At 62.9% G+C, this 25,166-nt stretch carries 25 protein-coding genes; 12 read left to right on the top strand and 13 right to left on the bottom strand.

Annotated features, from left to right (window positions below; all coding sequences use genetic code 11):
- Window positions 1-9 precede the first annotated feature (9 nt).
- From NKI63_RS10620 to NKI63_RS10610, 3 genes are read right to left on the bottom strand one after another with little or no spacing between them, the layout of a single operon-like run.
- The gene (locus NKI63_RS10620) at window positions 10-1,287 is read right to left on the bottom strand and encodes a TonB family protein (RefSeq protein WP_352821372.1); all 1,278 of its coding nucleotides are present in this window, start codon (window positions 1,285-1,287) and stop codon (window positions 10-12) included.
- Window positions 1,288-1,335: 48 nt separating this feature from the next.
- The gene (locus tag NKI63_RS10615; RefSeq protein ID WP_352704622.1) at window positions 1,336-1,767 is read right to left on the bottom strand and encodes a hypothetical protein; all 432 of its coding nucleotides are present in this window, start codon (window positions 1,765-1,767) and stop codon (window positions 1,336-1,338) included.
- A 5-nt stretch (window positions 1,768-1,772) separates the two neighbouring features.
- Window positions 1,773-3,920, bottom strand: coding sequence for a TonB-dependent hemoglobin/transferrin/lactoferrin family receptor (locus NKI63_RS10610; RefSeq protein ID WP_352704620.1), 2,148 nt, complete (start codon window positions 3,918-3,920; stop codon window positions 1,773-1,775).
- Window positions 3,921-4,207: 287 nt separating this feature from the next.
- Here NKI63_RS10610 and hemP point away from each other — a divergent pair, with 287 nt between their 5' ends.
- The 5 genes from hemP to NKI63_RS10585 all read left to right on the top strand — a co-directional run bounded on the left by hemP (window position 4,208) and on the right by NKI63_RS10585 (window position 8,452).
- Window positions 4,208-4,414 carry a hemin uptake protein HemP gene (gene hemP / locus NKI63_RS10605; protein WP_352477658.1) on the top strand — a complete coding sequence of 69 codons (207 nt, stop codon included), beginning with the start codon at window positions 4,208-4,210 and terminating at the stop codon, window positions 4,412-4,414.
- Window positions 4,415-4,423: 9 nt separating this feature from the next.
- Window positions 4,424-5,482 carry a hemin-degrading factor gene (locus NKI63_RS10600; protein WP_352688203.1) on the top strand — a complete coding sequence of 353 codons (1,059 nt, stop codon included), beginning with the start codon at window positions 4,424-4,426 and terminating at the stop codon, window positions 5,480-5,482.
- A 12-nt stretch (window positions 5,483-5,494) separates the two neighbouring features.
- Entirely contained in the window at window positions 5,495-6,403 is a 909-nt protein-coding gene (locus NKI63_RS10595) for a heme/hemin ABC transporter substrate-binding protein (RefSeq protein WP_352505794.1), read from the top strand.
- Window positions 6,404-6,408: 5 nt separating this feature from the next.
- On the top strand, window positions 6,409-7,506 hold the full coding sequence (locus NKI63_RS10590; RefSeq protein WP_352505795.1) for a FecCD family ABC transporter permease: 1,098 nt from the start codon (window positions 6,409-6,411) through the stop codon (window positions 7,504-7,506).
- A 157-nt stretch (window positions 7,507-7,663) separates the two neighbouring features.
- A complete protein-coding gene (locus tag NKI63_RS10585; protein ID WP_352505796.1) occupies window positions 7,664-8,452 on the top strand; it encodes a heme ABC transporter ATP-binding protein in 789 nt (262 codons plus the stop codon).
- A gap of 13 nt (window positions 8,453-8,465) precedes the next feature.
- Here the strand turns inward: NKI63_RS10585 and rirA are convergent, their stop codons facing one another.
- The gene (gene rirA / locus NKI63_RS10580) at window positions 8,466-8,927 is read right to left on the bottom strand and encodes an iron-responsive transcriptional regulator RirA (RefSeq protein ID WP_352477664.1); all 462 of its coding nucleotides are present in this window, start codon (window positions 8,925-8,927) and stop codon (window positions 8,466-8,468) included.
- A gap of 191 nt (window positions 8,928-9,118) precedes the next feature.
- Between rirA and NKI63_RS10575 the strand changes: the two genes are divergently transcribed.
- The 3 genes from NKI63_RS10575 (at window position 9,119) to NKI63_RS10565 (ending at window position 11,565) form a co-directional block, all read left to right on the top strand.
- Entirely contained in the window at window positions 9,119-10,417 is a 1,299-nt protein-coding gene (locus NKI63_RS10575) for a DUF445 domain-containing protein (RefSeq protein ID WP_352477666.1), read from the top strand.
- An 83-nt stretch (window positions 10,418-10,500) separates the two neighbouring features.
- A complete protein-coding gene (locus tag NKI63_RS10570) occupies window positions 10,501-10,929 on the top strand; it encodes a phasin family protein (protein WP_352505797.1) in 429 nt (142 codons plus the stop codon).
- 138 nt (window positions 10,930-11,067) lie between these two features.
- Window positions 11,068-11,565, top strand: a complete 498-nt coding sequence (locus NKI63_RS10565; RefSeq protein WP_352505798.1) for a MaoC family dehydratase — start codon at window positions 11,068-11,070, stop codon at window positions 11,563-11,565.
- A gap of 38 nt (window positions 11,566-11,603) precedes the next feature.
- On the opposite strand, the gene NKI63_RS10560 is transcribed toward NKI63_RS10565, so the two are convergent.
- Entirely contained in the window at window positions 11,604-13,007 is a 1,404-nt protein-coding gene (locus NKI63_RS10560; protein ID WP_352505799.1) for an aminotransferase-like domain-containing protein, read from the bottom strand.
- Between the two features lie 104 nt (window positions 13,008-13,111).
- Here NKI63_RS10560 and NKI63_RS10555 point away from each other — a divergent pair, with 104 nt between their 5' ends.
- On the top strand, window positions 13,112-14,005 hold the full coding sequence (locus tag NKI63_RS10555) for a DMT family transporter (RefSeq protein ID WP_352505800.1): 894 nt from the start codon (window positions 13,112-13,114) through the stop codon (window positions 14,003-14,005).
- On the top strand, window positions 14,006-15,043 hold the full coding sequence (locus tag NKI63_RS10550) for an alpha/beta fold hydrolase (RefSeq protein ID WP_352821365.1): 1,038 nt from the start codon (window positions 14,006-14,008) through the stop codon (window positions 15,041-15,043).
- Here the strand turns inward: NKI63_RS10550 and NKI63_RS10545 are convergent.
- The gene (locus NKI63_RS10545; RefSeq protein WP_502896038.1) at window positions 15,012-16,442 is read right to left on the bottom strand and encodes an MFS transporter; all 1,431 of its coding nucleotides are present in this window, start codon (window positions 16,440-16,442) and stop codon (window positions 15,012-15,014) included. The genes NKI63_RS10550 and NKI63_RS10545 overlap by 32 nt on opposite strands.
- A gap of 138 nt (window positions 16,443-16,580) precedes the next feature.
- Between NKI63_RS10545 and NKI63_RS10540 the strand changes: the two genes are divergently transcribed.
- Window positions 16,581-17,474: a LysR family transcriptional regulator gene (locus NKI63_RS10540; protein WP_352505868.1), complete on the top strand. Its 894-nt coding sequence runs from the start codon at window positions 16,581-16,583 to the stop codon at window positions 17,472-17,474.
- A 19-nt stretch (window positions 17,475-17,493) separates the two neighbouring features.
- On the opposite strand, the gene NKI63_RS10535 is transcribed toward NKI63_RS10540, so the two are convergent.
- Genes NKI63_RS10535 through NKI63_RS10520 form a run of 4 tightly spaced genes read right to left on the bottom strand, consistent with a single transcriptional unit; the run spans window position 17,494 to window position 20,425 of the window.
- Window positions 17,494-18,534, bottom strand: coding sequence for a zinc-dependent alcohol dehydrogenase family protein (locus NKI63_RS10535; RefSeq protein ID WP_352505802.1), 1,041 nt, complete (start codon window positions 18,532-18,534; stop codon window positions 17,494-17,496).
- The gene (locus NKI63_RS10530; protein ID WP_352821362.1) at window positions 18,531-19,070 is read right to left on the bottom strand and encodes a DUF4262 domain-containing protein; all 540 of its coding nucleotides are present in this window, start codon (window positions 19,068-19,070) and stop codon (window positions 18,531-18,533) included. The genes NKI63_RS10535 and NKI63_RS10530 overlap by 4 nt, the downstream gene beginning before the upstream one ends.
- Window positions 19,060-19,710: a maleylacetoacetate isomerase gene (maiA, locus tag NKI63_RS10525; RefSeq protein ID WP_352505804.1), complete on the bottom strand. Its 651-nt coding sequence runs from the start codon at window positions 19,708-19,710 to the stop codon at window positions 19,060-19,062. Before maiA ends, NKI63_RS10530 begins: the two co-directional genes overlap by 11 nt.
- A 4-nt stretch (window positions 19,711-19,714) precedes the next feature.
- The gene (locus NKI63_RS10520; protein WP_352505805.1) at window positions 19,715-20,425 is read right to left on the bottom strand and encodes a fumarylacetoacetate hydrolase family protein; all 711 of its coding nucleotides are present in this window, start codon (window positions 20,423-20,425) and stop codon (window positions 19,715-19,717) included.
- Between the two features lie 223 nt (window positions 20,426-20,648).
- Here NKI63_RS10520 and NKI63_RS10515 point away from each other — a divergent pair, with 223 nt between their 5' ends.
- The gene (locus tag NKI63_RS10515) at window positions 20,649-21,332 is read left to right on the top strand and encodes a response regulator (protein WP_254818245.1); all 684 of its coding nucleotides are present in this window, start codon (window positions 20,649-20,651) and stop codon (window positions 21,330-21,332) included.
- A gap of 527 nt (window positions 21,333-21,859) precedes the next feature.
- Here NKI63_RS10515 and NKI63_RS10510 read toward each other — a convergent pair.
- Genes NKI63_RS10510 through NKI63_RS10500 form a run of 3 tightly spaced genes read right to left on the bottom strand, consistent with a single transcriptional unit; the run spans window position 21,860 to window position 24,944 of the window.
- Window positions 21,860-22,393: a hypothetical protein gene (locus NKI63_RS10510; RefSeq protein WP_352505806.1), complete on the bottom strand. Its 534-nt coding sequence runs from the start codon at window positions 22,391-22,393 to the stop codon at window positions 21,860-21,862.
- Between the two features lie 60 nt (window positions 22,394-22,453).
- Complete coding sequence (locus NKI63_RS10505) at window positions 22,454-23,794, bottom strand: ATP-binding response regulator (RefSeq protein ID WP_352505807.1); 1,341 nt, start codon at window positions 23,792-23,794, stop codon at window positions 22,454-22,456.
- Window positions 23,795-23,804: 10 nt separating this feature from the next.
- A complete protein-coding gene (locus tag NKI63_RS10500) occupies window positions 23,805-24,944 on the bottom strand; it encodes an FIST N-terminal domain-containing protein (protein WP_352505808.1) in 1,140 nt (379 codons plus the stop codon).
- Between the last annotated feature and the right edge of the window lie 222 nt (window positions 24,945-25,166).

Here is a 25,166-nt window from a genome sequence, read left to right as displayed (position 1 = left end):
AGATGATCGTTACCTGATGCCGAGCGGCACTTCGAACTGCCAGGTCGAGCGACCGGCTCCGTCTGGAATAGGGGGAAAGGGAGAAGCCCGGCGGACTGCGTCGAGTGCGGCCTTGTCCAGCGCGGCAACACCCGAACTGCCCGTCAGCCTGGCCGACCGGACGCTGCCGTTCGAGCCGACGGTAAAGGCAACCGTAGCTGTGCCGGTGGCGCGCGTGCGTGTCGAATTGAAGGCCCGCACCAGTTTTGACCTGATCTTGCCGGGATAGTTCGTGACGGCTGCATTGCCGATGCCTGATTTGCCGCCCCTGCTGGCGGTCAGGATCTTGCCGTCCTTCCTGGCGTCGGCCATGCCGCGCGCGACATCCGTTTCGTCACGGCCGCCGGAGCCGGCTTTTTTCTTCTTGGTGTCGGCTTTGGCCGCAGCCTTGCCCGCCTTCTTGCGCAGGGCCGGCTTTTCAGGCTCGTTTGGTTCGGCCTTCCTGGCCGGCTTGTTCTTTGCGGTTGCCTTCTTCGGCTGCTTGGGCTCCGGCCTGTCCGGCTTCGGTTCTTCCGCCGCGCCGACTGTCTCGGTCGTCTGAGCTGTTTCGGCTGGCTTCGGATCGGCTGGTGCCGGTGCGCTTGTCTCGGCAGGCTCGGCCGTTTCGGCCGCGCTGACTGGCGGCGGCACGGCATTGTCGTCGGCAGGCACCAGCCTGTCGGTCGCAAGAAGGTCGGGCGATGGGTCCTGGCGCGCCGGCTGCGCAGGTGCTGGTTCGGTGCGATCGGCAGGCGCAGCAGTTTCCGTGGCGGCCTCGCTGACCGGCTCGACCACTTCTGTTCCCGATGCTTCGGCCGCGTCAGTGACCGGCTGGAGCGTCTCCTCTGCCGCGGCCGCCTGCGCCTCGACCGTTTCGACGGGCTTGGCGTCCAGCATGGTCACCATCGTCACGTTGGCCACTTCCGGATCGTCTCCGACATCGCCGGCCGCCTGGCGCGGGTCGGCGCCGAGCAGCATTTCGCCTTGCTGGTCGGCACCTTCGATCCTTGGCCGGTCGTCCGGCAGCGTGAGAAAGGCCAGCGCCACGGCTACGTGGAATGCGCAAGAGCAGGCGATCGCGACCGTCCAGTTGCGGCGCCGCCGCGTCTGTCGTGCCTGCCGCAATGGCTCCACAGGTACCGCAGTCAAGTCGCCGTCGCCATCGGCGATGTAACTGTCTTCCGGCCTGTCGCGCGGCGAAACAAGCAGCGCCCCGCGCGGGATGGCGAAATCCGGATCGTCCGGTTCCGGCGCCAGGAAACCGGCCAATGGCCACGCGACGGGGTTTCGTGCGAATGCGGGTTCCGGTCCCAAAATTCAGACCCCGAAGGCGATGCCGGTCCTGGTCTGCGTCTTCAGCCCGCGCATGCAGGCATTCGGCTCGGCGCCGGCGCATTCCGTGGCGCTGTTGATCAACACGCGGCTGACCTTGCCGCAATCCGTGCCGGCAAGATCGAAACGCGTCACCTTGGTCTTGCCTGCCGGTAGTTCCTTGAAGTCGAGCACGGTCAGCCGGTCGACGACGCCGGCCTCGTTGAACAGCGCGATCTCGAACGCCGCCTTGGAAAGGTCGGCGCCGAGGTTGTTGGTGACCACGAAGGTCAGGCGGCAGCCCTTGTCGGAAGGCTGCGCGCCATTGAGCTCGAGGATCAGCGCCGGTGCTTGCTGCTGTGTCCATGCCGGAACCGCCGCAAGCAATATTGCCAGCACCGCGGCGAACAGACGAAGGGATGCCGTCATGCCTGTCATTGTCGTCAGCCTCCAAACCTCATCGTCGCCGCCAGCTTCAGGGTGACGCCGGGCTCGTAGACGACGCTCGTCGTCGATGCGTTCAGCGGGTTGGCGTATTTGACGTCGAACAGATTGTCGGCGCGGAAATCGACCTTGAAATTGTCGGTCGCCTGGTAGCTGGCGAAGGCATTGACCAGCGTGTAGTCCCTGGCCACCGGGTTGCCCTGCGGCTTGCCGTTGTATTGCACCTCGCCGCCGATGGTCAGCCTGTCCTCGAGGAAGCGAAAGCCGAGTTGCCCAGTGATCTGTGAGGAGGGGACGGTGACAAGGTCCGCCCGTTCGCCTTCATAGGAGATGGTGTGGCCGTCGGTGACCGACGCCGACAGCCCGGCAAAGCCCCAGGCGGCATCATAGACGCCCTCCATCTCGAAGCCGTGAATCTTGGCATTGGCGAAATTCTGATACTGGAAGCAGATCGGTATGCCCGGACCGAACGGGCAGCCGCTGGTCGGGTCGAACGGCGACAACGTCACGCCGTCGATGTAGTCGTCGACGTTGTTGTTGAAATAGGCCGCCTTCAGCCGCAGCGCGTCGTCGGCCTCAATGACGCCGTTGGTGCTGTAATTGACGCCAAACTCCACCGTCTTGCCGGTTTCGGGCTTGAGATTGGGATTGGGGAGGAACGGGAAGCTGACGCCGGCTGGATGGTTACCGCTGATCAGGGTCTCCGACAGCGACGGAGAACGATAGCCTTCAGCGTAGGTGCCGTAAAATTGCAGCCCGGAAAGGCTGGCGCTCTCGAAGGGCGAAATGCCCACTGTGATGCGTGGCGACAGCCGGTCGCCAGAAGTTTCGCCGACATCGCTGTCGAGCTTGTAGCTGTCGTAACGCAGCCCGGCGATGACCTCGAGCCAGTGCCAGATGAGCTTGTCCTGAACGTAAGCGCCGGAGACGTTCCTGTTGCCCGAGGGCGTATAGAAGCTGTCGCCGCCGGCCGTGCCGCCTGTCTCGACATCGTCGCCGACCCAGTCGCCGCCATAGGTCAGCTCATGCGCGATTCCAACGGTCTCGAATCTCGACGTGTTCCAAATGTCGATGCCGGAGGTGCCGATGTCGAACGTCGATTTCGAACCCGCCGGCAAAACCACGGGCAGACCGGTGACCGGATCAAACCGGTTTTGCGCCACAAGGGTCGTCAGATCGAGCTTGGTCTTGTTGTAAGACGCGTTGATGTGGAGATCGAGCCAGCTCTTGTCTTCGTCGGTGATGTTGTAGCGGGCCGTGAAGGTATTCGCCTTCAGGTCGGCGTCGTTCACCGGCGCACTGCCGCTGGTTTCGGTCCATCGGTCGTTCGAGCCGATCCAGCCGAGCTTCAGCTCGCTGTTGTCGCTGGGGCGGATGGTCGTCTTGAGCAGCCCGCTCAAGACATCGAAGCCGGTGCCCGCTACAGTGTCGCCGCCGCCATGCCTGTAGTCGTCATAATCGCGGTAGACGATGTTGCCGAGCACGTCCCAATTCTCGTTGATCCGATAGGCACCGCTGGCGCTGGTGGTCCAGCCTTCGCCGTTGGTTTCGTAGCGCCCGGTCGCTGCTGCTGCCCAGGTCTCGTCCGACCTGAGGAAATCCTGCGCATCCTTGGTGTCAAAAAAAACGACGCCGCCGATCGCCCCGGAGCCATAGGTGTTGGCGACCGGGCCGCGGATCACGTCAACGGATTTGATTAATTCGGGATCGATGTAGAAGGTCGATTGCGTGCCATGATCCGAGCGCTGGAAATTCTGACGGGCGCCGTCGACGATGACGGAGACGCGGCCGAAATCCTGCAGGCCGCGGATGTTGATGCTGGAGCTGACACGCCTTGCGTCGGCCTGGACGGCGACACCCGGCACACCGAACAGCATTTCGTTGGGCGTCGTCGCCATGCGGCGCTCGAGCTGTTCCTCGTCGACATGGCTGGCTGACGCAAGCGATTCGATCGCCGTCTCGCCGGTGCGGCTGAGGATCAGGATCTTGTCGAGCAGCGTGGTACCCGTCGGAGCCGGCTTTGCCTGTTCGGGCTGTTGTGACGGGTCAGTCCGTTGCTGGCCGGTTGCCGGTTGGGCGGCCTGCTGGGCGCCGGCCGGTGTGGCGAGCAGCGGGATCGCCGCCGCGCCGGCCAGCAACGCGGCCATTTTGCTTGCCATAGAACCCATTTTTCTTGCCGTCGACCAGTGTGCCAGGCCGCTGCCCGCCGGCCGTCCCCAATTCGCCAACCCCATGCTGCAACTCCAAGAATCCATGTTCGATGCTGGCTGGCTTGGGGCTCGCTGGCATTTTTCATCGCGTCCGGCGCCTTAAATGTTGACTAATTTACTCCGGTATTGCACTGCTAGATAACATGACCATTCAAGTCAAGAATTGAATCGGCATTCACGCAGGCGCCGAGCCAGATGCCCGGCACAGGAAAGGGATCGAACCAATGAACACGCACAATCCCAGCGACTTTCGCTATCGCGTCCGCCGTTCCGACGAAAATTCCATCCGTTTCGACCGGGTCCAATCGGCCGTGAGAACGCTGTCCAGCAACACGCTGTTCCAGGGTGAGCACGAGATCGGCATCGAGCATCATGGTGCGCTGTATCGGCTGAAGATCACCCGGCAGGGCAAGCTCATCCTCAACAAGTAGGTGGTAGAAATGGACCAGCGCGTAAAACCCGCCCCGCACGAGATCCGGCGGGCACGGGCAGACAATCCGAAGATGCGCGAGCGTGAGCTCGCCGCCCAGCTGAGGATTTCGGAGGCCGAACTGGTCGCCGCGCATTGCGGCGACGGGGTCGTGCGCGTCGAGCCGCGTGTCAACGACCTCTTGACTGGCCTCGAAGCTGTCGGTGAGGTGATGGCGCTGACCCGCAACGAAAGCGCGGTGCACGAGAAGATTGGCGTCTACGACAAGGTCGTCACCGGCAATCACAATGCCATGGTGCTCGGCGAAAACATCGACCTGCGCATCTTCCCGAAAGTCTGGGCGCACGGCTTTGCCGTGGAAAAGCGCGATGGCGCCGACATCCGCCGCAGCCTGCAGTTCTTCGACACCGCAGGCGAGGCGGTACACAAGGTGCATCTCAGGCCAGCCTCCAACCTCTACGCCTATCAGAAACTGGTGGCCGGGCTGGAATCGCCGAACCAGGAGCCGACGGTGGCGATTTCAGCGGGCACGGCTGACGAGACCGAGACTGCGGACAATTCGGCGAGCGTCGACGATCTGCGCAACCGCTGGAGCCAGTTGACCGACGTGCACCAGTTCTTCGGCATGCTGAAGACACTGAAGATCAACCGCCGACAGGCGGTGCGCATGGTCGGCCAGGACTACGCCTGGCTGGTGGACAAGGATGTAGTGAACGCCATGTTCAACCACGCCGCTGCCGGCGCCATTCCGATCATGTGCTTTGTCGGCAATCGCGGCTGCATCCAGATCCATTCCGGCCCCGTCGCCTCGATCAAGCCGATGGGACCATGGCTCAACGTGCTCGACGAGACCTTCCATCTGCACCTGCGGACCGACCACATCGATGAGGTCTGGGCCGTGCGCAAGCCGACCAAGGACGGCCATGTCACGTCGCTGGAAGTCTATGGCGCCGACGGCAAGATGATCATCCAGTTCTTCGGGAAGCGGCACGAAGGCGAAAGCGAGCGCGAAGACTGGCGCTTTCTGGCCGAAAACCTGCCGCGTATCCCAAGCCCGACCGCAGCCTGAGGAAAAACGACGATGGTTCTTGTCTCCAGGCTGGCATCGGTCTCCAGGCCGGCGCTTGGTCCTGCGGCCGCCGTTTTCTTGGCATTCGCCACGCTGATGACGGCTCAAGCCGCCGAGGGCATCGCGACTTTCGCCGGTCGCTCGAGGATCGTGGCTATTGGTGGCTCGATCACCGAGATCGTCTACGCGCTCGGCGAGCAGGATCGGCTGGTTGCCCGCGATTCGACCAGCCGTTACCCCGAGGCGGCGCTCAAGCTGCCTGATGTCGGCTACATGCGCCAGCTTTCGCCGGAGGGTGTGCTGTCGGTCAATCCGTCGGGCATATTGGCCCTGCACGGCAGCGGACCGAAGGAAGCCGTCGACGTCTTGAAGAAATCAAGCATACCGTTCATCGAGGTGCCCGAGCGCTATGATAATCAAGGCATTCTCGAAAAGATCCACATCGTCGGCAAGGCGCTCGGCACCGAGGCCAAGGCCGATGCGCTGGCGGCCCAGACAGACGCCAAGCTGAAGGCAGCTGAAAAGCAGACCGCCTCGATCAAGGAGCGCAAGCGCATCCTGTTCGTGCTGTCGATCCAGGGCGGCAGGCTGCTTGCCGCCGGCAGCGACACCGCCGCCGACGGCATCATCAAGCTGTCGGGCGGCATCAACGCCATCGATGGCTTTGCCGGCTACAAGCAATTGTCGGACGAGGCAGTCATCACCGCCAGGCCCGACGTGATCCTGATGATGAACAATGCCGGGCCGGCCACCGCGGATGACGAATTGTTTTCGAACCCTGCCGTGGCTTCGACGCCGGCGGGTGCCGCCCGCAAGCTGATCCGCATGGACGGCGGCTATCTGCTCGGCTTCGGCCCGCGCACGGCCGACGCCATCCATGATCTCGCCGTCTCGCTCTATGGCAGCCAGGTCGCGGATTGAGCGCGATGGCCGATCATTCGATCGCCGGTGCGACGGGCATCATGGCGACGGCAGGTGACCGTTCGCGGCGTGCCTGCCTCGTCATCGTGCTACTCTGCGTCGGGCTGGTTATCGCCGTGCTGTTGTCGCTGACCTCCGGCGCGTCCGATGCCTCGGCCATCGGTGTCATGCACAACTGGCTGTTCGGCGCGTTGCCCGGCGACGCGGCGTTGAGCGCCCGCGACCGCCTGATCATCCATGACATCCGTCTGCCGCGCATCATTCTGGGCGTGCTGATCGGTGCATCGCTTGCCGTCTCCGGTGCCGTCATGCAGGGGTTGTTCCGCAATCCGCTGGCCGACCCCGGCCTGATCGGCGTTTCGGCTGGATCGAGCCTCGGTGCGGTCGCCGTCATCGTGCTTGGTTCGACCATGCTGGCGCCGCTAACTTCGGCGCTCGGCACGCTGGCTCTGCCGCTGGCTGCGTTCTGCGGCGGGCTGGCGACGACATTGCTGCTCTATCGGGTCGCGACACGACAAGGCCGGACCTCGGTCGCCACCATGCTGCTCGCCGGCATCGCGCTGGCGGCGCTTGCCATGGCGCTGACCGGCATCCTGATCTTCATGGCCGACGACCGGCAATTGCGCGACCTGACCTTCTGGCAGCTCGGTTCGCTGGGCGGCGCAACCTGGCAGAAGATCGGCTCGGTCGGGCCGGTCATCGTGCTGGCGCTGGCGGCAATGCCGTTCCTGGCGCGCGGCCTCAACGCGCTGGCGCTTGGCGAGGCCACCGCCGGCCATCTCGGCATCCCGGTGCAGCGGCTGAAATACACCGCCATCATCGGCGTCTCGGCAGCGGTCGGCGCCTCCGTCGCGGTCAGCGGCGGCATCGGCTTCGTCGGTATCGTCGTACCGCATTTGCTGCGTTTGCTGATTGGCCCGGACAACCGCTATCTGCTGCCTGCATCGGCACTGCTTGGTGCGGCGCTGCTGCTTTTGGCCGACGCCGTCGCCCGCACCATCGTCGCCCCGGCCGAATTGCCGATCGGCATCGTCACCGCGGTCGCCGGCGCACCGTTCTTCCTGTGGATACTGCTGCGTAAGCGCGGCGTCATCGACCTGTGAGAGACTGTTTGGAAACTCTACTCTGGCGGCCATCTGATGGCGTTTTTCTGCGCTTCCGGTGCTCACGGACCCAAATGTCCGCTCCGCTCCGGTTCTCGAAACCACCACCATATGACTCGCCAGAGCGAATTTCGAAACAGTCTCTAAGAGGGTTTTTATGATCGAAGCGCGCGATGTCTCGGTGGCGATCGGCGGCAAGCGCATTGTCGCCAATGTCGATTTCGAGGCGCGGCCGGGCGAAATCGCGGCCATTGTCGGCCCCAACGGTTCGGGCAAGACGACCTTCCTCAGAGCAATGTCCGGCGATCTTGGCTATTCGGGAGAGGTCACCGTCAACGGCCGCAATCTATCGGCGATGAAGCCGGTCGAGGCGGCGACGGTCCGTGCAGTGCTGCCGCAGGCGACGACGCTGTCCTTCCCGTTCACCGTGCGCGAGATCGTCAGGCTAGGCCTGGTCGGCGGGCGCTCCGGCGCCTTGCCCGGCGAGGACCAGCGCCTGCCCGAACGGGCGCTGGCTCGCGTCGACCTCGAGGGTTTTGCCGGCCGCTTCTACCAGGAGCTATCCGGCGGCGAACAGCAGCGCGTGCAGCTTGCCCGCGTTCTGTGCCAGGTCTGGGCGCCGGTGCTCGACGGCAAGCCGCGCTATCTGTTCCTCGACGAGCCGGTGTCCAGCCTCGACATCAAGCACCAGCTAATCATCATGGACATCGCTCGCGATTTCGCCAGACGCGGCGGCGGCGTGGTCGCCATCCTGCACGACCTCAATTTGACGGCGATGTATGCCGACCGGATTTTGGTCATGCATCACGGCAGGCTTGCCGCTAAAGGTTCGCCGCAACAGGTGCTCAGCGACGAGCTGATCGAAAAGGTCTTCGATTGCCGGCTGAAGGTCGGCGTGTTGCCGGCGGCAAACATGCCGTTCGTACTGCCGCAATCGGCGGCTTAGGCAATCAGAGAACTCAAGCGGCCGGCGCCCTTTGCACCAGCATGTCGATGCCGAGCAGGTGCCGCACATTCGGGCGCGCCGCCACCAGATCGGCGATCGTGTAGCGCGACAGTACCGCGAAGAAGGCGTTGAGCGCTTCGCGCAATGCCGAATTCAAGGCGCAGCTGTCGACCAGCGGGCATTCGGCGGCATCGTTCTCGAAGCACTCGGCCATGGCAAAGCTTTCCTCAGTCACCCGCACGACATCGAACAGGCTGATTGATTCGGCCGCACGGCCGAGCCTGACGCCGCCATTCCTGCCGCGCACCGTTTCGATCAGCCCGTGCTCGACCAGCGGCTGCAGGATCTTGAACAGGAAAAGTTCCGATACCGAATAGGCGGCAGCGATCTCGGGGATGCGGCTCAACCGTTCGGTGTTGGCGGCGCAATACATCAGAATGCGCATGGCGTAGTTTGTCTGACGGGTAAGCCGCATCGTGTCCTCACATAGCAGTGGTTGGCGTCAATATGGCCTATAGTTTGGAACAATTCCAGACTGGCGCTGCATAATAGATGAATTTCGGCCTCAAGTTTGCGTGCACGATTGCGCGCGCTGAAACCAGCGGCGCGCTTTCCGGGGCAGGCGGCACTAGATAAGTTCGCATACACGATCAGGAGCGGCCCATCATGTCTCGACCAGCCCCGGCATTTGCATCTGTCGCGTCCGCCCGGTTCGATGCCGATGCCAAGCTTTCGGCGCTCAGGCGCACCAAGTTCGTTGCCGCCGCAGCACTTGCGTTTTGCGTGCTGGTCTTTGCGGTGGCGAAATCGCTCGAGAGCCGGCATGCGTGGCTGGGCTTCGTCGCCGCTTTCGCCGAGGCGGCGACGATCGGCGGGCTGGCCGACTGGTATGCGGTGGTGGCGCTGTTTCGGCGGCCGCTTGGCCTGCCAATCCCGCATACGGCCATCATCCCGGAAAACCAGAACCGCATCGCCGACAATCTCGGCCGCTTCATCGAGGTCAATTTCCTGGCGCCGGAACCGGTGCGCGAAAAGCTCGCCGAGGTGGACTTTTCGGCGCTGGTCGCGGACTGGCTGGCCGACCCGAACCGCGCCGCCGATTTGTCGCGTTTCGTTGGCCGGCTGGTGCCGCAGACGCTGGCAGCGGTCGAGCAATCCGGGCTGCGCGGATTCGTCACCAGCCGCATGCTGGAGCAGATCGAGAAGGTACCGCTGGCGCCGCTTGCCGCCGAGCTGCTGTCGGCGCTGACCGACGATCGCCGCCACCAGAAATTATTCGACGAGTTCACCAAGGTGGTCGGCCGCTTCCTGAGCGACGAGCAGGCGCTGGCGACGATGCGCGAGAAGATCCGCGAGGAACTGCCGTCGCTGTTCAACCTGTTTCGCGCCGACGCCTATCTGTTGAAGAAGATCGTTGCGTCGGCCGGCTCGCTGCTCGATGAGGTGCGGGCCGATCCGCACCACCCGATGCGAGCCGAATTCGACCTTTTCGTCGAAACCTTCGTCGAGCGGTTGAGGACATCCAAACAATATGCCAGGCGCGCCGAAAAGCTGAAGCGCGATTTCCTTGCCCGGCCGGAGCTCAGCGCGTTGGCCGGCGATATGTGGGACAGCCTGCGGCTGTTCATCGAACAGGACGCCAAGGCGCCGAATTCGATGATCCGCGACCATCTCGCCACCATGTTCGTCGAGGTCGGCCGCCATCTTGCCGACGACGCGCAGATCAGGGCCGACATGAACCAGGGCTTCATCGTGGCGCTGGCCTCCTTCGTCGAAAGCCAGAAAAGCGGCGTGTCGAAGTTCATCGCCGACCAGGTCAAGCGCTGGGACCTCGCGCAACTGACAAGGCTTATAGAAATGAACATCGGCAAGGACCTGCAATATATCCGCTTCAACGGCATGATCATCGGTGGCCTCGCCGGGCTCGTGCTCTACATCGCCGAACGGCTGTTTCTCGTCGGCTGACTCGTCCGAATGGACCGCTGAGCTTCGCTGCACTATCTTCGGTGCAGTGGCGGCGTTCACGGCAACAGGGGGAGAGAACCAGCATGGCAAAACGACCGGAGTCTGAGTCCTTCATCGACATGTTCGGCAAGTTCGGCCGCGACCTGAAGCTGCCGAATGTCGACGTCGAGGCGATCCTCGCCCACCACGCCAGGAATCTGGAAGCGCTGGAGAAGTCGGCCCGGGCGAGTGCCGCCGGAGCGTCGGCGCTGTTGTCAAGGCAACGCGAGATGCTGCAGGACACACTGCGCGAAATCACCGACATGGCACAAAACTACCGAGCGCCCGGCACTCCGCAGGAAATGATGCAGAAGCAGGCGGCGTTCGCCAGGAAATCCTTCGAGACCGTGCTGAAGAATGCCGGCGAGATGGCCGAACTGGCGAGGGCGTCCGGCACCGAATCGATCGAAATCCTGCGCAGCCGCATCAAGGAGGCGATGGAGGAGATCCGCGCCGGCCATCATAAGGGGTAAGCTGTTCCCCGGCAGCACGCTTGCCGGCAGCGAAGACCGGCGGTTCGCGGCCGAAGATTACGGGCTGGAATCGCACTGGCGAATTGACACGGGGGGCCGGTCGTGGTCCGGAACAGGCAAGCGATCGGGAAAGCAGGAATGACGCAGATACGGCCGAGGACGCCGCCGACCTTCGAGCAACTCAGGGCGATGGCCGGGCAGGAGTTGGGCGTTTCGGACTGGACGTTGGTCGATCAGCACCGCATCGACCAGTTTGCCCAATGCACTGGCGATCATCAATGGATCCATGTCGATCCCGAACGGGCGAAGCGGCAAAGCCCGTTCCGAACGACGATCGCGCATGGCTATCTGACCCTGTCGATCATCGGCGCGCTGGCGCTCGAGATGGGCATCGTGCCCGAAAACACGCAGGCCGCGTTCAATTACGGTTTCGACAAAGTGCGTTTCGTGGCGCCGGTCAGGGTCGGCTCGCGAATCAGGCTGCGCACCACGCTGTTGTCGATGGAAGACAAAGGTCCGGGGCAGTATTTGATGAAGGCCGCCAATACAGTCGAGATCGAAGGCGAGCAAAAGCCGGCGCTGACCGCCGAGACGCTCGTCATGCTTTATGCACGCCGCAAGCGGGCAGGGGCCTGAGGGCACAGCCTCAGGCCAGCAGGCTTCCGGCAGCGCAATCAACGCGACATCGCCTCTTCAAGCGCCCTGAAAATCCGGTCGTCGCCCGATTGGGCGACGTTGAAGCGCATGTAACGGCTGGCCGAAAGGGACAGGCTGAACGCATTGCCGGGCGCAAGCACGACGTTGGCCGACAAAGCGTGACGGGCGACGTCCGCGGCATCTATTTCCTCCGGCAGCCTGCACCATAAAAACATGCCGGCCGGCTGATCTATCCACGGCACGATGCCGATTGCTCTGAGCCGAGTGCCGGTTTCTTCCATGGCGCGCGAGAGCCGCGCGCGCAGCAGATCGACGTGCTTGCGATAGAGGCCGTCCTTCAGCAGCGTCAGCACCAGTTCGGATGCAAGTCGCCCGCTGCCAAAGGATGTGGCAATCTTGAGATCGGTCAAACCTTCCATCCAGTCGCGAGGAGCGGCGATGAAGCCGCAGCGCACCGATGCCGACAGCGTCTTGGAAAAGCTTCCGATATGGATGACCCGGCTGAGGCCGTCGAAGGCCGCCAGCCTGGGGGCGGGCGTGTGTTCGAAATCGGCGAAGATATCGTCCTCGATGATCGTCAGCCCCGACTGATCGGCGAGCTTCAGCACCCGATGGGCAACGACCGGGGACAATATCGCGCCGGTCGGATTATGGAGCGCCGAATTGGTGATGTAGAGGCGCGGCCGGTGCTCGTTCAGCGCCTGCGCGAACAGTTCGATGTCCGGCCCCGAGCGCGTGTAGGGGACGCTGATCACCTTGGCCTGATGGGCGCGCAACAGGGCATGGAAGTTGAAATAGCAGGGATCGTCAACCAACACCGTGTCACCCGGTTCGAGCAGGAACCGGCACAGCAGGTCGATCGCCTGAGTGCCCGATGCCGTCAGCATGATCTGTTCCGGGGACGCTTCGATGCCGTGCTCGGCCATGCGCCGCGCCAGCAGGTGTCGCAACGCCGGCAACCCGAGCGGCGTGCCGTAATCGGTCAGCGCTGCGTCGTCGGCGCGGGCCATCGTCCGCAGCGCGCGACGCAATCCGGCCTCGGGCATCCATGACGCCGGCAACCAGCCGCAACCCGGTTTCAGGACGCCGTCGCCGGCTTCCAGCGATTGGCGCGAGACCCAGAGCGGGTCGACAGCACGGTCAAGCCTGGGGCCGATCTCGGCCAGCGACAGCGGAGCCAGCGGTCCGGCGGCATAGAAGCCCGAGCCTGGCCGCGAGCGGATCATGCCTTCCGCCGCAAGACGTTCATAGGCTTCGACCACGGTGGATTTGGAAACCTGCATGGCCTTGGCGAAAGCCCGGATCGAAGGCAGCCGCATTCCCGGTGTCAGGCCGCGCGAGGCGATCCTGTGCCTGATCGTCGCCATGACGCTTTCGACAAGCGTCCGGCTGCCTTCATCTGTTGTCGTCTGCTCGTCCATCCGTACTGCTCGCCCCACCATGACAGTTTTGTCAAACTGTACCTGATTGTCTCTGGCGGAGCCATACGCACGGCCCGATAGAGGGCGAAATCAGCGGGGCATCTATGGACAAGGCGGCGAGTAGCTGGGCGGCGAGCAGTTGGGCGGCAAGTGGCTGGGTCAACGGGTTCATCGGCGTGCTGATCTTCAGCGGTTCGCTGCCGGCGACGCGCGTGGCGGTGATGGATTTCGATCCGGTGTTCGTAACGGTCGCCCGTGCGGCTTCGGCGGGCATCCTCGGCCTGGGGCTGCTGCTTCTCTTTCGCCAGAAGCGCCCGGAGCGGCGAGATCTGTTCCCGCTGGCGATCGTGGCGCTTGGCGTCGTGGTCGGCTTTCCCCTGCTGACGGCGCTGGCGCTCAAGCACATCACGTCGGCTCACTCCATCATTTTCGTCGGCCTGTTGCCGTTGGCGACCGCGATCTTCGGCGTGGTTCGAGGCGGCGATCGCCCGAAGCCGGCGTTCTGGCTGTTCTCCTGCCTCGGCAGCGCCCTTGTTGCCGGTTTTGCAGTCACGCAAGGCCTGTCGGTCTCGCCGCTCGGCGACATCCTGATGCTGGCCGCCATCATCGTGTGCGGATTGGGCTATGCGGAGGGAGCGGCGCTGTCGCGCAAACTCGGCGGTTGGCAGGTGATTTCGTGGGCGCTGGTGCTGTCGCTGCCGGTCATGCTGGCGCTGACGTTCATCACCATGCCGCCGTCGCTCGAAAGTGCCGGCAGGGGCGCATGGATAGGCTTGGCCTATGTTTCGCTGTTCAGCATGCTGATCGGTTTCGTGTTCTGGTATCGCGGCCTGGCGCAAGGCGGCATCGCCGCGGTCGGGCAGTTGCAACTGCTGCAGCCTTTCTTCGGCCTTGGGCTGGCGGCAGCGCTGCTGCATGAGCAGGTCAGTCCCGCCATGATCGCCGTCACCGCCGCCGTCGTGCTTTGCGTCGTCGGTGCCAAGAGATATGCAAAATAGGTGCGCCAGCACACTCTTGACTCGATACAATCGCGTCCAATTGATACCAAGAGCTGCCGACCTGGCGGAATGACGTCTCGAGGTGCCGAGTCGGCCAGAGTGGCACAAGGCGCGAGGTGGCCTCACGTCGGCGTGGCGGAAAAAGGGATGATTTTGGTGCCTGGGGTCCAGAAGATAGTTTTGTCCTCCGGCGGCGAGGTGGCCGTCCGGACGGCTGGTGACGCTTCCAAGCCCGCGCTCGTGCTGCTGCACGGCTTTCCTAGCTCTTCGCGGACGTTTCGCGACGTGATCGCGCCGCTCTCCGGCAGCGCCTATGTCGTGGCGCCTGACCTGCCGGGCTTCGGCGCGTCCGATCTGCCGCCCGAGCCATCGTTCGACATGCTGGCCGGCGCGATTGAAGAGCTGCTCTCGCGTCTCAACGTTGGCCGCAGGTTTCTTTATCTGCATGATTTCGGAACCCCGGTAGCGCTTCATCTCGCCATGCGCGCGCCGGAACTCGTCGAAGGCCTCGTTATCCAGAATGCCAATGCCCACCGCTCCGGTTTTGGTCCGCAATGGGCAGACACATTGGACTTCTGGGCTGCGCCGAATGCGGCGAATGAGCAGGCCGCCACCGCCCATCTGACCCTCGAGGGAACCCGCGACCAGTATGTCGCCGGCCTGCCCGGCGAGATCGCGGCGCAGATCGATCCAGGTGGTTGGATTGAAGACTGGCGGGTCATGTGCCTGCCGGGACGACTTGATCTGCAGAAGGCGCTCATTGCCGACTACGGCCGATATGTCGACCGGTTCGGGGAGGTGGCTGATTATCTGGCGAAGCATCAGCCCCGAGCGATGCTTCTTTGGGGTCGCCACGATGCCTTCTTCGACATTGCAGAGGTTCAATCCTGGCTTGTGGATCTTCCCCGGATGGAGGCTCACGTCTTCGACGCAGGACATTTCCTCCTGGAGACGCATGCGCTCAAGGCTGCTGAACTGATGCTGGAGTTCGTCGCCGGCGGCTCAGCTAAGCGCGCTGGCCGCGGCGACCAGAAATAGTCGAAAGGATCAGCGCCGCCACTACCAGGGCCGTCGCCACCTGGAAAGTGACCTGCATCCCTCGTGCGGCTGCCGCAGGTGCTAATATGGCCAAGCCAGTTCCTTCGCTTCCGGCAGCCGATGCGAAGGCAAACACCGCGCCCATCACCGACGCACCGGTGATCAGGCCGAGATTGCGCGACAGATTGAGAAGGCCGGAGACGACGCCGCGCTGGTCGGGTGCCACGCCGGTCATCACGGCTGAATTGTTGGAGGTCTGAAACAGGCTGTAGCCGGTGCAGACGATGATGATCGGCACGATATAGCCGGCAATACCGAATTCCGCCCGCGACAGAGCAAAAGTACCAATAGCGAGATCGAACAGGCCGACGATCGTGATCCGGTGCGCCCCGAAACGATCGACCAGGCGTCCGGCCGGCAGCGCCGCCAGTGCGGTAACCAGAGGGCCGGTCGACAGAACCAGCCCGACCATGGCTGCGTCCAGTCCGAGCGCACGCGACAGATAGAACGGCGCGACCACCAGCGTCGCCATCATGACGGTGGCGACGATCAGGTTCATGGCGAGGCTTGCGTTCAACGCCTGATCGCGGAACCTCGCAGGTTGAATCAAAGGGTTCTCGGTCCTTGTCTGCGCAATGACGAACAGCAGGCCAGCCACGGCGGCGGCAATCAGCAAACCGGCATTGAGGAAACCAAAACTGCCGCGCCCAAGCGTCATGGCGAGCGCATAGGCGGCCAGCGTCAGAGCAAGTAAGGCCGTGCCGATCCCGTCGAAACCGCGCCGATCTGGCGTCTTTTTTCCGGCCGGCAGGACGCGCCAGGCGAGCGCGAAGGCCAGCGCCCCCAACGGCAGATTGATGAGGAAGATCGCGCGCCAGCCGAGGCCGGCGATCAGCAATCCGCCAAGCGAGGGGCCAAGCGTGGTGCCGATCGCCGACATGGCGCCGAGCAGGCCCATGGCGCTGCCGGTTTTTCCCCGGGGGACCGTGTCCGCGACAAAGGCCAGCGTCAGAGCCATCATGACAGCCGCGCCGAGCCCCTGTGCCGCCCGTGCGGCGATCAGCAGCCAGAGCGTCGGGGCAAGCCCGCAGAGCACGGATGCGAAGGTGAACAGGGCAATGCCGCCGAGCAATAGCGGGCGGCGGCCGAATATATCGGCGAGCCGCCCGGCGCTGACGATCAAGGTGGTGATGGCGAGCAGATAGGCAAGGACGACCCATTGCACGAGCTGGAACGATGCGCCGAACGCTTGCATCAGCGATGGCAGCCCGACGCTGGCGATGCTGGTGGCGAGCGACGACAGCAGCGTTGAAAGCGACAGGCTTGCCAATGCCCATCGGGTCGAGCGTGCGCTCACCGGGGCAACTTTGTCCCAGGTCTTTTCAGCGGTCGATGCCAAGGTGAACTCCTTTGCCGTCAGCCCCAAATCGGAGCTGTCGGAGACTATTCCCTCGCATGATGTGGCGGAAGGCGCAGTATTTGCATCTTATTCATGCATAAAACGCCACATCACGCCGAGCTGTGCTATGGTCGTTCCATGTCGTCGCCAGATCTCAATCTGCTTGTCGCCCTCGATGTGCTGCTGACCGAGGGCAGTGTGGCGCGCGCGGCCGGGCGGCTGCGCCTCAGTCCCTCGGCGATGAGCCGGACGTTGGCGCGGTTGCGCCAGGCGACAGGCGACCCATTGCTGGTTCGGGCTGGCCGTGGCCTGGTTGCGACACCGCGCGCCCTCGAATTGCAGCAGCAAGTGGGCCGCGTCGTGCAGGATGCGGAAGCGCTGCTGCGTCCGGCCAGGCCCCTCGACCTCTCCGCTCTCGACAAGGTCTTCACGCTGCGCGCCAACGAAAGTTTTGTCGAGGAGTTCGCACCGCGTCTTGTGACCCGTGTCGAAGCGGATGCGCCCGGCGTGCGGCTGCGTTTTGCGCCGAAATCCGACAAGAGCGACATGTCGTTGCGCGACGCGGCGATTGATCTCGAAATCGGGGTTGCCAGTGAGACGAGCCCTGAAATGCGCATTCAGGCGCTGTTTCGCGACCGCTTCATCGGTGTGGTGCGAACGGGACATAAACTGAGCGAGGGCCCGGTGAGCCCGGAACGTTATGCGGCCGGTCGCCACATCAGCGTGTCGCGGCGTGGCCGCGAAAAGGGCCCGATCGACGAGGCCTTGAAACTGCTGGGTCTCCAGCGGACGGTTGCGTGCATGGTTTCCAGCTTCTCGGCCACGCTCGCCATGGCGCGCGCCTCCGATCTGATCGCCAGCGTCCCCGAACGGCACACGCTGGGCGCGCGCGCAGGCATGTACAGCTTCCCGTTGCCGGTCGATATCGAGGAGGTCACCATTTCGATGCTCTGGCATCCGCGGCTCGATGGCGATCCGGCGCAGCGCTGGCTGCGAGCCTGCGTGCGGGAGGTCTGCGCGTCGTTTCGTTGATCCAGAGTCGGGGCGTGATCTAGAATCTGGTCACCACGCCGATGCCGATGCCTTCGAAGCCGCCCATCGCCATCAAAGCGGCCGGCGCTTCCTCGAGGCTGATCTTCTTGCCGACCAGGAGTTCGGGTTTGAGCTTGCCGGTGCGGATCATCTCCATCATCGCCTGGTAGCGAAACGCCTGCATGCCGTGGCTGCCGCGGATTTCGAGCTCGAATGCGATCACCTTGTCCATCGGAATCTGCGGCCTGGCATGGTCGCCGAGCATCAGGCCGACCTGCACGTGGCGCCCGCGGCGGCGCAGGTTCGCGATCGAATTGAACGAAGTACTGGGGTGGCCGAGCGCGTCCATCGACATATGCGCGCCGCCATTGGTGATCTGCTTGACCGCCTTGACCACGTTGGGCGTCTTTGCCGCGTTGATCGTCGCCACCGCGCCGATCTTTTTGGCAAAGTCCAGCTTCTCGTCGGTGAGGTCGATGGCGACGACATTGGCGCCCATGGCGCTGGCGATCATGATCGCCGACAGGCCGACGCCGCCGCAGCCATGTACGGCCACCCATTCGCCGGGAGCCACGCGGCCCTGATCGACGATGGCGCGGAACGAGGTGACGAAGCGGCAGCCGAGGCTGGCGGCGGTGGCGAATTCCATCTCGTCGGGCAAGCGTACGAGATTGGTATCGGCATGGTCGATGGCGACATATTCGGCGAACGACCCCCAGGCGGTGAAGCCGGGCTGGAACTGGTGCTCGCAGACCTGGTGGTTGCCCGACGTGCATTCGAAGCAGCGGCCGCAGCCGACGGCAAACGGCACGGTGACGCGCTCGCCGCCCTTCCAGCGGGTCACCTGGTTGCCTGCGGAGACCACGACGCCGGCCAGTTCGTGGCCCGGCACATGCGGCAGCCGGATGCCGTCGTCGTGGCCCATCCAGCCATGCCAATCGCTGCGGCAGAGGCCAGTCGCCTCCACCTTGATGACGACGCCTTCCGGCGAAGGCGTCGGATCCGGCACGGTCTGAATCGTCGGCGCCTCGCCGAATTTTTCGAAGACGACGGCTTTCATGACAAGGCTTTCATAAGTTTCAATTCACCAAGGGCGCATTCGTCAGGCGGTTGTTCGGAGTTAGCTTGATGCCGGCGGCGTGTCGAGAAGCGGTTGCCGCTTTCGAAACCACTCGCTCGCTTCAGTATCCCACGGCCAGATCCTTCGGTCGTAGGATAGATAAGCTGCATAACCCTGAAGCCCAGGCCGTCGTAGAACCAGATGTCCCAACCGAAATGTTCAGGGTAGTGCTCAACATGGACCGAGCCGAACTGACAGTCGAAGCCGCCTATGAAACCAGACGATCGCTGCCCGATGCGGAAAATCTCGCCGTTGCACACCCGTCTGCAGTATTGGTTGATGACAGACTGGGAAAGCTCTGGCTTCAGCCCGACAACGACCAGTTCAGGAGCATTGAAATTGTGCTCTATCCCAACCGAGTAGCTGAAAGGCGGATGCTCGCCTTCTTCCAGCACATACAGAATGTGGCAGCCATATTCTTCGATGTCGGCGAGCGTTTTCGCTTCATCTGGATCTTTGGCTTCTCTATTCGGCATCGATCTGGTTCTCCGGCGCGGCCTTCTGGAACCCCGGCAGCGCCATGCAGGCGGCATTGATGCGCGAGATCGTCGGGTAGGGCGTCATGTCGACGCCGAAGCGGGCATTGCTGGTGACCTGTGCGACCAGGCAGATATCGGCCAGCCCCGGCGTGTCGCCATGGCAGAATGTCTTGGTCTCGGGCGAGGAAGCCAGAATCTTTTCAAGCGGCTGGAAGCCTTCGTTGACCCAGTGCCGGAACCAGTTGACGACATCCTGGTCGCCGGCGCCGAACAGCGTGCGCAACGAGGTCAGCACGCGCAGATTGTTCACCGGATGGATGTCGCATGCGATCATCTGCGCCAGCATCCTGACGCGGGCGCGGCCAGACGCATCCTTGGGCAGCAGCGGTGGCTCAGGGGTGGTCTCGTCAAGATATTCGATGATCGCCAGCGATTGCGTCAGCAGCGTGCCATCGCTGAGGACCAGCGCCGGCACCAGCCCTTGCGGATTGACCGCGAGGTAGGCGGGATCCAGATGCTCGCCGTGGCGCAAATGATGCGGCACGTACTCGTAGGCCAAGCCCTTCATCTCCAGCGCGATCCGCACCCGGTAAGAGGTCGAGGAACGGTAGTAGTTGTGAAGGACGATATCGCTCATTGTGTCACGGGCTCGGTTGGCCGATGGTCAGTTCGATTTCGCCGATGCCGTCGACGCCGCCGGTGATCTTTTCGCCCGGCCCAACGGCGCCGACGCCGGCCGGCGTGCCGGTGAAGATCAGGTCGCCGGGCCTAAGTTCTACCGCCTCGCTGCAAATCGAGACGATGTCGGGAACCGGCCAGATCAGTTCGGCAAGGTCGCCGTCCTGCCTGATCTCGCCGTCGACCGCGAGCCAGATGCGGCCCTTCTCGGGATGACCGGATTGTTGCGCCGGGACCAGCGGGCCGCAGGGCGCTGAACGGTCGAAGGCTTTCGACCAGTCCCACGGTCGTGCCGCCTTTTTCGCCTCGTCCTGAAGGTCGCGGCGGGTCAGGTCGACGCCGACGCCGTAACCCCAGACATGGTTCAGCGCCCGCTGGCGCGGGATGCGAAAGCCGGTCTTGCCGATCGCGACGACCAGCTCGATTTCGTGATGCAGGTTTTGGGTCAGCGGCGGGTAGGGGATCGTGGCGCCCGAACGGACTACCGCGTCGACCACTGCGTCGCCCGGTTTGGTGAAGAAGAAGGGCGGGTCGCGCTCGTCATTGCCGAACTCGCGGGCATGGGTGGCATAGTTGCGGCCGACGCAGAATATGCGGCGCACCGCAAAACGCTCCGGCGAGCCGGCGACGGCCACCGACGGGGTTGCGGGCAGGGGAAGGACGAAGCCGGTCATGCACTGTCTCTGTTCAGTGGATCTGTCGCCGGCACATTCGGCCGATTTGGGCAAACGGGCAAGGCATTGGATGGCGGAGGAGCAGGCCTGCCGCACGGTGCCGCGGAAATCGTCGGTCCATTCTGCTTTAGCCAGCCAAGATGGCAATGTACTATTTGGCAATAAGCTGGCCATGGTTGCCGGACTATTCTAGACCAGACCAGACCGAACCGAAGTGAAGCTAATGACCGCAGTCAACGATCGCGCCCGGTTCCTCATCATCGACGACCATCCGCTGTTTCGCGAGGCCCTGCACAGCGCAGTGCAGATGGCCTATCCGGAGGTCGACACGGTGGAAGCGCGCTCGATTGCCGAGGCGCTCGAGCTTCTGACGGATGCCAAGCCGTTCGACCTCGCATTGCTCGATCTCAGTATGCCCGACGTGCATGGCTTTGACGGGCTGCTGCAGCTCAGGACGCGTTATCCGCGCCTGCCGGTCGTCATCGTCTCCGGCTATGAGGAGCCGAAGATCATTTCCGAGGCGCTGTCCTACGGCGCGGCCGGCTTCATCCCGAAATCGGCACGCAAGAGCGATCTTGCCGCGGCCATCCGCTCGGTGATGGAAGGTGCGATCTATGTTCCCCAGACCTATGAGGGCCGGCCGCCCGACGCCGACAGCACCGACCGCGCCGAGATGGTACAGCGCCTGGCCACGCTGACGCCGCAGCAGCTCAAGGTGCTGCAGATGCTGCGCCAGGGCCTGCTCAACAAACAGATCGCCTACGAGCTGCAGGTCGGCGAGACCACGGTCAAGGCGCATGTCTCGGAAATCCTGCGCAAGCTCAACGTCTACAGCCGCACCCAGGCGGTGATCGAGGTCTCGAAGCTGGACAATGCCGAGCTGTTTCGCGATCCGGCGGGGTTTTGATCGCACGGAGGTGGCGCGTCTTCTGGTTGGCCGATCGGACGATGACATTGATGACAAATACGGCTGTAATTATTGTCGATCCTCGCTCGAGAGTGACGGCAGCCAACCAGAGCCTTCTGAGCATTGATTTCGGACGTCGACAAAAACGCCGCCGCCACAATTTTCCAAAGAGGAAACTGCTGGCCGCTGCCTCCAATTAGCGATCGAGCGATGATATTGGACGCTCGCTCAAACGGTTCGTCTAAGAGGATGAAAAAGCGGAAAAAATCTCTCACCTCGCTGAGAGGGTAGGAGCCCTTGCTCGTCTCCAAGAGCCACAGACCATGATCGTATCGCAACTGGAATTCTTGCACTGCCTACAAACCCTCAAAGTGAACAAGGACCAATATGCGAAAATCCAATAACGAGCGTTCGTCGTGTCCATTGTATACATGGAACACCTGATCCCTTGCGCAAAGCTACCGCCTCTGAGACGTCAAGCCAGCACATGCGCCAGCACGCCGCGCAGTCGCGCCGGCTTCAGCGGCTCATGTCGCAGAAAACCGCAGCCCCGTCATTCCATGCGACTCATACATGTACTTGAATTTATCAGAAACAATTATATGGAATCTCGTCCCGAAGTTGTCATTCAGGCGAAAAATATCAAACTCGGTCGAGAAACCATCAACGAGCCTTAGCTGATCAATGCGGTATATGTCTCCGTCTTCAAATGTTTCGAAAATAGACTCGGAAAAGTCGAACCCTTTTATCTCCTCCATGGGTACATATATTTTCAAGTCGCCCCTATCCGTCTTGGACGTATAAAAGAGGTGCTTGCTTCTCGAAACAATCGGACCAAACGCCTCGAATATCTCGCGCTTTGCAAACAAGACGCCTGGATGAGAGCTTGGTACGAAATCCGAGATAGGCAGCGGCCGCTCGTCATCAAAGCGAAAAAGCAACTTACTTTTGTCGACAGGCCCAGCCTCCTCCATCTCGAGGAAAGCCTGGGATCCATTTGTATTTCCGTCGTCGACGAGAATACAGTAGTCTCGGGCGTTTTCTTCTATTCTCCAATGCATCCTTGGCCTTTTCAAAATTTGGTACTGCCTGAAGCAGTTCGCCCATGCCCTCAGATGGGATCAAGCCAGCAGATGCGCCAGCAGCGCCCGGAGCTGCGCGGGCTTCAGCGGCTTGCGCATCAGCTCGATGCCAGCGGCGCGGGCGGCGTTGGCGACGGTCTCCGAACCGTCGGCGGTGACGATCAGCGCCGGCACGGCGCGGCCGAGATAATCACGGACCTCGGCGATTGTGGTGGTGCCGAGGTCGCCGCCGTCGAGATGCTGGTCGGCTATGACAATATCTGGCAACCAGTCGGTATCGCCAAGCAGGTCGAGCGCGTCACCGGTCGAGGTGGCGGGACGTACCAGGCATTGCCAGCGCTCGAGCAGGGAGGTCATCGCCTGCAGCACCTCGATGTCGTTCTCGACCAGCAGCACCCTTGTGCCGAACAGACCGTACCCGCGCGGCCGCTCCATGTCGACGGTGCCGGCGATTGGATCGGCCGTGTCGCCGATCCCGACCGGAACGTCGATATGGAAAATCGTGCCATGTCCGACCTTCGACGAAAACGTGACGGGATGGCCGAGTGCCGCGGCGATGCGGCGCACGATGGCCAGCCCCAACCCCAGCCCGCCGGCGGCAAGCCCGGCATCCGTGGGGATCACGCCCCGATGGAATTCCTCGAACACCGCCTCGCGCTGGTCGTCGGGGATGCCGCAGCCGGTATCGGCGACGTCGATGCGGATCGTGTCGCCGCGATGCCTGGTGCCGACCAACACGCCGCCCGAGCGGGTATAGCGCAGTGCATTGGACAGGATGTTCTGCAGGATGCGGCGCAGCAAGGTTCGGTCTGAACGAACGAGCGCATCGACCGGCCGGAACTTCAGCGTCAGCCCCTTCATCTCCGCGACCGGCTGAAAATCCGAGCGCAGAGACGAAAACAGCGTCTCCAGGCTGACATCGGTGATGTCGGGCTGCACGACGCCGGCATCGAGCTTGGAAATGTCGAGCAAGGTGCGGAGCAGGTCCTCCATCGTCTCCAGCGATCGCTCGACCTGGCGGACCAGGTTTCTGCCTTCCTCGCTGGTCTGTACTTCGGCAAGCGCCGAGACCGACAGATGCGCGGCGTTCAGCGGCTGCAGCACGTCATGGCTGGCGGCCGCAAGGAACCTGGTCTTGGACAGGTTCGCCAGCTCGGCGTTTTCCTTGGCTGCATTCAAGTCGATGTTCGACTGCTCCAGCCGGCGCAAGGTCGAATGCAGCTCTTCGGTGCGGCTGCGCACCCGGCTCTCAAGCGAAATGGCGGTCTGGAACAGCGAAAAGGCATTGCCTTGCTGGTCCATGGAGCGCTCGACGCGGCTGATCAGCGCGGCGTTGATCTTCTTCAGCCTTTCCAGGTCGTCGATGTTCCTGAGCGGCATGCCGGATTTCCTACTCCGCCGCTTCGGCCGCATTGCGTTCACCGAAGGCGATGCCGGTGAAGGTCTGGTTCAGATGCATCGAACGGTACTGTTCGCCATAGGTGCCGAAGCCGAGGACGTTGTTGACCTTGTAGAGTTCCGAAATCTCGCGATAGACCTGCCGATTGCGCGCGTCGAGCCGGCGCAGCACGCAGTCGAAACCGAGGATCAGGTCGATGCCGCCAAGCCTTTCACTGACGTCGCTGAGAGCGGCGCGGGTCGCCTCGACCATGTCCTTAGGCTGGGCGACGGCAAGCACGACACCATCGTCGATGGCGCAGAAGAACGACAGCGAGCCGTCCGCGTGCATCTTCTGGATTGAACGGCAGTAAAATTCGCCGCCGACTTTCACCACCACCGGGTGCGAGGCAAAACTCAGTGGCGTCAGCATCTGCGCGACGACGCCGACCGAGGCGGCATATTCCTCGGCGGCAATGGTGGCGTTGAATTCGCGCACGATGCGGTGGTCGGGATCGGATGCCGTCACCACCAGCTTCTCGTCGGTGGGAACGAAATTGTCGGTCTTGAACACGTGGAAAGGAATTTCCGTGGTGATCAGCACGATGATGGCGCTGTCGGAGGTCACTTTGCCGTTCGAGATCAGCCGCGTTGTCTCGAATTTCAAATCATCGCCAGCCGAACCGCCGATTAATGGAATATCGTCGAGCCCCCAATGGATGGCGGAGGTCACCGCTTCTTCGGCATAAGACAGGCCGTCGATCAAGCAGAGCGCGAAAGTGGTGTCGGCTCGCTCGTGCCCGAAGCGCTCGCGTAATGACCGCCTCAGCGCCTCGACTTCGCCGGTAATCCCGTCCATGCCCGATGAGGACAGATTTTCGACCATGGTGCTGGCTGCCGAAAACGATGCGGAGGGAAGCAGCATAGCCAGGATCTGGCCTTCCTCCAGCCCTTTGGGCGTTATCTCACCGGCCGTCGAGCAACCGGCATAGTGGAGCGCCGGCGCGTGGGTCTTCAGCGCTTCCGACAGGGCGACGGCCTCTATGAGTCTCTGCGAGAAAAACAGGAGGGCAAACCCGGCGTCAATGGCCACTGCTTCCGCTGCCACCGCCCGGGCGAACGCATCCGCGTCGGATTCGTCGGTGGTGAGCACCGAGAGGCCGCATGCATAGCGCGTCCGTGACTTGGCCAGCGGCTTCCTCCTCCATTTCCTCCGACGCTTTTTTTTGTGCGCGTCTGGCGCGCCGGCGTCGAGGTCATTGTTGTCTTGAAGCGGCGCTTTGGCAATGAGCCAACATGATGGATTTGAAGTTTCTACCGTTTGACGGCGTCAGCGCAGCCGCTGACGGACGGAAGGTGTGCGTCCCGTCGGGCG

Source organism: Mesorhizobium sp. M0410, assembly GCF_040321435.1.
Classification (GTDB): domain Bacteria; phylum Pseudomonadota; class Alphaproteobacteria; order Rhizobiales; family Rhizobiaceae; genus Mesorhizobium.
The sequence above is the reverse complement of the archived record's forward strand: the minus strand, read 5'-3'. Positions and strand labels throughout refer to the sequence as shown.

Excerpts from the sequence above, each read along its gene's own strand:
- NKI63_RS10510 (WP_352505806.1), bottom strand. The coding sequence starts at position 22,393 with ATGCATTGGAGAATAGAAGAAAACGCCCGAGACTACTGTATTCTCGTC.
- NKI63_RS10575 (WP_352477666.1), top strand. The coding sequence starts at position 9,119 with ATGTCTCGACCAGCCCCGGCATTTGCATCTGTCGCGTCCGCCCGGTTC.
- NKI63_RS10600 (WP_352688203.1), top strand. The coding sequence starts at position 4,424 with ATGGACCAGCGCGTAAAACCCGCCCCGCACGAGATCCGGCGGGCACGG.
- hemP (WP_352477658.1), top strand. The coding sequence starts at position 4,208 with ATGAACACGCACAATCCCAGCGACTTTCGCTATCGCGTCCGCCGTTCC.
- NKI63_RS10565 (WP_352505798.1), top strand. The coding sequence starts at position 11,068 with ATGACGCAGATACGGCCGAGGACGCCGCCGACCTTCGAGCAACTCAGG.
- NKI63_RS10515 (WP_254818245.1), top strand. The coding sequence starts at position 20,649 with ATGACCGCAGTCAACGATCGCGCCCGGTTCCTCATCATCGACGACCAT.
- NKI63_RS10505 (WP_352505807.1), bottom strand. The coding sequence starts at position 23,794 with ATGCCGCTCAGGAACATCGACGACCTGGAAAGGCTGAAGAAGATCAAC.
- NKI63_RS10535 (WP_352505802.1), bottom strand. The coding sequence starts at position 18,534 with ATGAAAGCCGTCGTCTTCGAAAAATTCGGCGAGGCGCCGACGATTCAG.
- NKI63_RS10615 (WP_352704622.1), bottom strand. The coding sequence starts at position 1,767 with ATGACAGGCATGACGGCATCCCTTCGTCTGTTCGCCGCGGTGCTGGCA.
- NKI63_RS10610 (WP_352704620.1), bottom strand. The coding sequence starts at position 3,920 with ATGGCCGCGTTGCTGGCCGGCGCGGCGGCGATCCCGCTGCTCGCCACA.
- NKI63_RS10585 (WP_352505796.1), top strand. The coding sequence starts at position 7,664 with ATGATCGAAGCGCGCGATGTCTCGGTGGCGATCGGCGGCAAGCGCATT.
- NKI63_RS10520 (WP_352505805.1), bottom strand. The coding sequence starts at position 20,425 with ATGACCGGCTTCGTCCTTCCCCTGCCCGCAACCCCGTCGGTGGCCGTC.
- rirA (WP_352477664.1), bottom strand. The coding sequence starts at position 8,927 with ATGCGGCTTACCCGTCAGACAAACTACGCCATGCGCATTCTGATGTAT.
- NKI63_RS10595 (WP_352505794.1), top strand. The coding sequence starts at position 5,495 with ATGGTTCTTGTCTCCAGGCTGGCATCGGTCTCCAGGCCGGCGCTTGGT.
- NKI63_RS10530 (WP_352821362.1), bottom strand. The coding sequence starts at position 19,070 with ATGCCGAATAGAGAAGCCAAAGATCCAGATGAAGCGAAAACGCTCGCC.
- NKI63_RS10570 (WP_352505797.1), top strand. The coding sequence starts at position 10,501 with ATGGCAAAACGACCGGAGTCTGAGTCCTTCATCGACATGTTCGGCAAG.
- NKI63_RS10560 (WP_352505799.1), bottom strand. The coding sequence starts at position 13,007 with ATGGACGAGCAGACGACAACAGATGAAGGCAGCCGGACGCTTGTCGAA.
- NKI63_RS10555 (WP_352505800.1), top strand. The coding sequence starts at position 13,112 with ATGGACAAGGCGGCGAGTAGCTGGGCGGCGAGCAGTTGGGCGGCAAGT.
- maiA (WP_352505804.1), bottom strand. The coding sequence starts at position 19,710 with ATGAGCGATATCGTCCTTCACAACTACTACCGTTCCTCGACCTCTTAC.
- NKI63_RS10540 (WP_352505868.1), top strand. The coding sequence starts at position 16,581 with ATGTCGTCGCCAGATCTCAATCTGCTTGTCGCCCTCGATGTGCTGCTG.
- NKI63_RS10590 (WP_352505795.1), top strand. The coding sequence starts at position 6,409 with ATGGCCGATCATTCGATCGCCGGTGCGACGGGCATCATGGCGACGGCA.